At 70.7% G+C, this 3557-nt stretch carries 3 protein-coding genes and 1 pseudogene; 1 reads left to right on the top strand and 3 read right to left on the bottom strand.

What is annotated here, in order from left to right:
• The first annotated feature begins 70 nt into the window (after window positions 1–70).
• The gene (locus ACRDP3_RS02270) at window positions 71–610 is read left to right on the top strand and encodes an N-acetyltransferase family protein (protein ID WP_431515095.1); all 540 of its coding nucleotides are present in this window, start codon (window positions 71–73) and stop codon (window positions 608–610) included.
• Here the strand turns inward: ACRDP3_RS02270 and ACRDP3_RS02265 are convergent.
• The 3 genes and pseudogenes from ACRDP3_RS02265 to ACRDP3_RS02255 all read right to left on the bottom strand — a co-directional run.
• Window positions 600–1961 (bottom strand): hypothetical protein, encoded by a 1362-nt coding sequence (locus ACRDP3_RS02265; RefSeq protein ID WP_431515094.1) that lies wholly within the window; start codon window positions 1959–1961, stop codon window positions 600–602. The genes ACRDP3_RS02270 and ACRDP3_RS02265 overlap by 11 nt on opposite strands.
• 2 nt (window positions 1962–1963) lie before the next feature.
• On the bottom strand, window positions 1964–3385 hold the full coding sequence (locus ACRDP3_RS02260; protein WP_431515093.1) for an ATP-binding protein: 1422 nt from the start codon (window positions 3383–3385) through the stop codon (window positions 1964–1966).
• Between the two features lie 13 nt (window positions 3386–3398).
• A pseudogene (locus tag ACRDP3_RS02255) lies at window positions 3399–3557 on the bottom strand (SCO6880 family protein); the annotation flags it as partial.

The following is a 3557-nucleotide window of genomic DNA, read 5'->3' as shown; positions in this document are numbered from 1 at the left end:
TCTTTGCGTCGTACCTCAAGTCCAGCGCAAATCGCTGTGGCGGCCCCGAGAGCTGCGGCACCATCGGGGCATGGCGTACACGATTCGGGCGGTACGGGGCGAGGACTGGGAGCAGCTGCGCGAGCTGCGGCTCGCCGCCCTGGCAGATCCCGTGGCGTCCGTGGCCTTTCACGAGACGTACGAGGGACTCGCCGCGCAGGGCGAGGAGTTCTGGCGGCGGCGCGCCGCGCAGGGTACCCAGGGCTCGCTGGCCGAGACGTTCATCGGGGAGGACGACGAGGACGGCGGGAGCTGGGCCGGCAGCACCACTGTGCTCGACGAGGGCGACACCGCCCACGTGGTGGGTGTCTACCTGCGCCCCGCGCACCGGGGAACCGGTCTGGCCGACGCGCTCTTCGACGCGGTCACGGAGTGGGCTCTGGAACGGCCATATGTGACCCGGATGTTGTTGCACGTGCACGAGCACAATCCGCGTGCGGAGTCCTTCTACCGGAGGCTGGGCTTCGTTCACACGGGGCAGCTCAGCAGCGATCCCAAGGCGCCGCTGCTGCGGGAGTACGAGATGGTCCTGGAGCTGCCCACCCGCTGGACCGGCACGGTCAGCCGTTGAGACTGAGCTCCAGGGGGAGTTCGAGAACCGTGGTGAGTGGTGGGTCGAGCCGGCCGGGGGATGACCTTGCGGCCACGCGGCGGCCGTGCTCGACCACGCTCTGGGTGAGCGCGTTGAGTATCGGCATGATCTCCGGGTCATCGCCCACTACATACAGCGTGCCCGTTTCATCGATGAACGACTCCAGGGCGATGCGATCCGCGCGGGCTGCCGTGCACGCGTTGCGGACGTGGAGCTGGGAGAGCGGCGAGAGAGCGCGACGGATCAGTTCAGTGGCGGCCTGACGGCGTTCGGGATGCCCGATGAGCGTGGCTTCCAGCTCACCGGCGGCTCCGGACGAAGCCTTGGGATGGGTGCGGAGGGTCTGCACCGGGTCGGTGGGCGCCGACTTGGCGAGGGCCCAGCGGTGCACCTCGCGGAACGGCCGTTCATCCAGCGCGGCGGCGTGCAGCCAGCAACGGAGCAGCGTTTCGGCCGCCGTGTGTGTCGCGGCGTCGATGGGGCGGGGTGAGCGCAGCGGCGCGAGCAGCGCCTCCGCGCGGGCGGCGGCGGTGGCCCGGTCGGCGCAGCCGTGGTGCGGGGACCAGCGCAGGCGGTTCGGGGTGTCGCAGAGCTGGCTCGGGTCGAAGAGGTGCACGGGGCCGAGCTTCGCTCGGGCGTCCTTGGTGGCCGCCCAAAGGGTGGGGTCGCTCGTGGCGACGAGGAGCGCTCCCGCTGCCTCGTGTGCGCGGCTGCGGGAATCCGGGGCCGGGGCCGCACCTGGTGCTGGCACCGGGGCCGGGGCGGGTGCCGGTGCCGGCTCTGCGGTCGGGTGTGGGATCGGTGGTGGCTCGGACGGCGCTTCGCGGGGGGCGCTGAGGGCGTTCTCGGGAGGCGGGGACTTGGTCGGGACGGGCTGCGCCCGTACATCGTCGTGCGCCGCGGCGGTCTGCTCGGTGAGACGCGAACGGCGCTCACGGTGCGCGGCACGTACCGCGCGGGCGCGCGAGAGCGTGCCCAGCACGAAGACCGTGAGGACGACCGCCAGCAGCAGCTGGCTGATGAGCAGCCCCCAGACGAGCCCGTAGCCCGAGAGGTGGGAGGGCCGGGCGTCCGGCCAGGCGCCGGCGATGTCGTGGGGCTCGGCGGCCAGAGCGCGTATGGCCATGGGCGTACGGGTGAAGGTCACCCCCTCCGGCCAGGAGCCGTGGGCGAGGAGACCGGCCAGGCCGGTGGCCGTCCAGGTGAGGACGGTGAGCGCGAGCAGCAACCCGAGTACGCCTATCAGCAGGCCGTCGGGGATGCCGCCGCTTCCGCCGCCGCCCCCGGGGCGAGGGCGTGGGCCGCGGTCGTAGACGTGGTCGTGGGGCATGGCTATGCGACGGTGGAGTTGGAGGATGTGGGCGCCTGCTCGATGGCGCGGGCGCGGGCCTCGGCCTCGGCTTCCAGGTCCGCGTCCAGGGACGCGTCGAGGGAGTCCGGCGTGGCCGAAGCCTCCGTCATGGCGCGGTCGGTGAAGACCAGTGGCCGTTCGGCTTCCGTGACGAGGTGCTTGACGACCTGCACGTTGCCGTTGACGTCCCACACCGCGATGCCCGGGGAGAGGGTCGGGATGATCTCGACCGCCCAGCGGGGCAGACCGAGGACCTGGCCGGTCGCCCGTGCCTCGTCGGCCTTCTGTGCGTAGATGGTCCGCGTCGACGCCATCTTGAGGATCGCGGCGGCCTCGCGGGCAGCCGCGCCGTCGACCACGTCGGAGAGGTGGTGCACCACCGCCACGAACGACAGACCGAGCCGACGCCCGAACTTGAGCAGCCGCTGGAAGAGCTGGGCCACAAAGGGGCTGTTGATGATGTGCCACGCCTCCTCCACCAGGAAGATGCGCTTCTTGCGGTCCGGTCGGATCCAGGTGTGTTCCAGCCAGACGCCCACGATGGCCATCAGGATCGGCATGGCGATCGAGTTGCGGTCGATGTGGGAGAGGTCGAAGACGATGAGGGGCGAGTCGAGGTCGATGCCGACCGTCGTCGGCCCGTCGAACATGCCCCGCAGGTCACCGTCGACCAGCCGGTCCAGTACCAGGGCGACGTCCAGACCCCATGCCCGTACGTCGTCCAGGGCGACGTTCATCGCCTCCGCCGACTCGGGCTTGGGGTGCCGGAGGCGGTCGACGATGTCGGTGAGCACGGGCTGACGGTCGGCTATCGTCGCGTTCACGAAGCTGTGCGCCACCTTCAGCGCGAAGCCCGACCGCTCGTCCAGGCCGCGCCCCAGCGCGACCTCGATGATGGTGCGGAGCAGGGCGAGCTGGCCGGTGGTGGTGATGGCGGGGTCGAGGGGGTTGAGGCGGATTCCCTGGTCCAGCGCGGCAGTCGGGTCGAGGCGGATGGGGGTGATGCCCATCTCCTCGGCGATGAGGTTCCATTCGCCGACGCCGTCCTCGCCCTGTGCGTCGAGCACGACGACCTGGCGGTCGCGGAAGCGGAGCTGGCGCAGCACGTACGTCTTTTCCAGCGCCGACTTGCCGTTGCCCGACTCGCCCAGCACCAGCCAGTGCGGGGCGGGGAGTTGCTGGCCGTAGAGCTGAAACGGGTCGTAGATGTAGCCCTTGCCGCTGTAGACCTCGCGGCCGATGATGACGCCGGAGTCGCCGAGGCCGGGTGCGGCCGTCGGCAGATAGACGGCCTGCGCCTGGCCGGTGGAGGTACGTACGGGCAGCCGGGTCGTCTCCGTCTTGCCGAACAGGAAGCCGGTGAAGGCGTCGGTGATGGCGGTCAGTGGATCGCGCGCGGCCATGGAACGTCCTCCCTCAGCGGCGGATGCCGGTCGCGAACGGCAGCGTGTTGACGAACGCCCGGAGATGCTCTCTGTCGCACCATTCCAGCTTCAAGTAGCTCTTTCCCGCCGAGGCACGGATCGTGCGCTTGTCCCGGGCCAACGACTCCGCCGAGCGTGCGGACACCGTGAT

Origin of the sequence: Streptomyces sp., assembly GCF_050698815.1 — a bacterium.
Lineage (GTDB): Bacteria > Actinomycetota > Actinomycetes > Streptomycetales > Streptomycetaceae > Streptomyces.
This window is presented reverse-complemented; position numbering and strand designations above follow the sequence as displayed.

Bases quoted from the DNA above. Each gene is read 5' to 3' on its own strand.
- ACRDP3_RS02265 (WP_431515094.1), bottom strand. From the start codon at position 1,961: ATGCCCCACGACCACGTCTACGACCGCGGCCCACGCCCTCGCCCCGGG.
- ACRDP3_RS02260 (WP_431515093.1), bottom strand. From the start codon at position 3,385: ATGGCCGCGCGCGATCCACTGACCGCCATCACCGACGCCTTCACCGGC.
- ACRDP3_RS02270 (WP_431515095.1), top strand. From the start codon at position 71: ATGGCGTACACGATTCGGGCGGTACGGGGCGAGGACTGGGAGCAGCTG.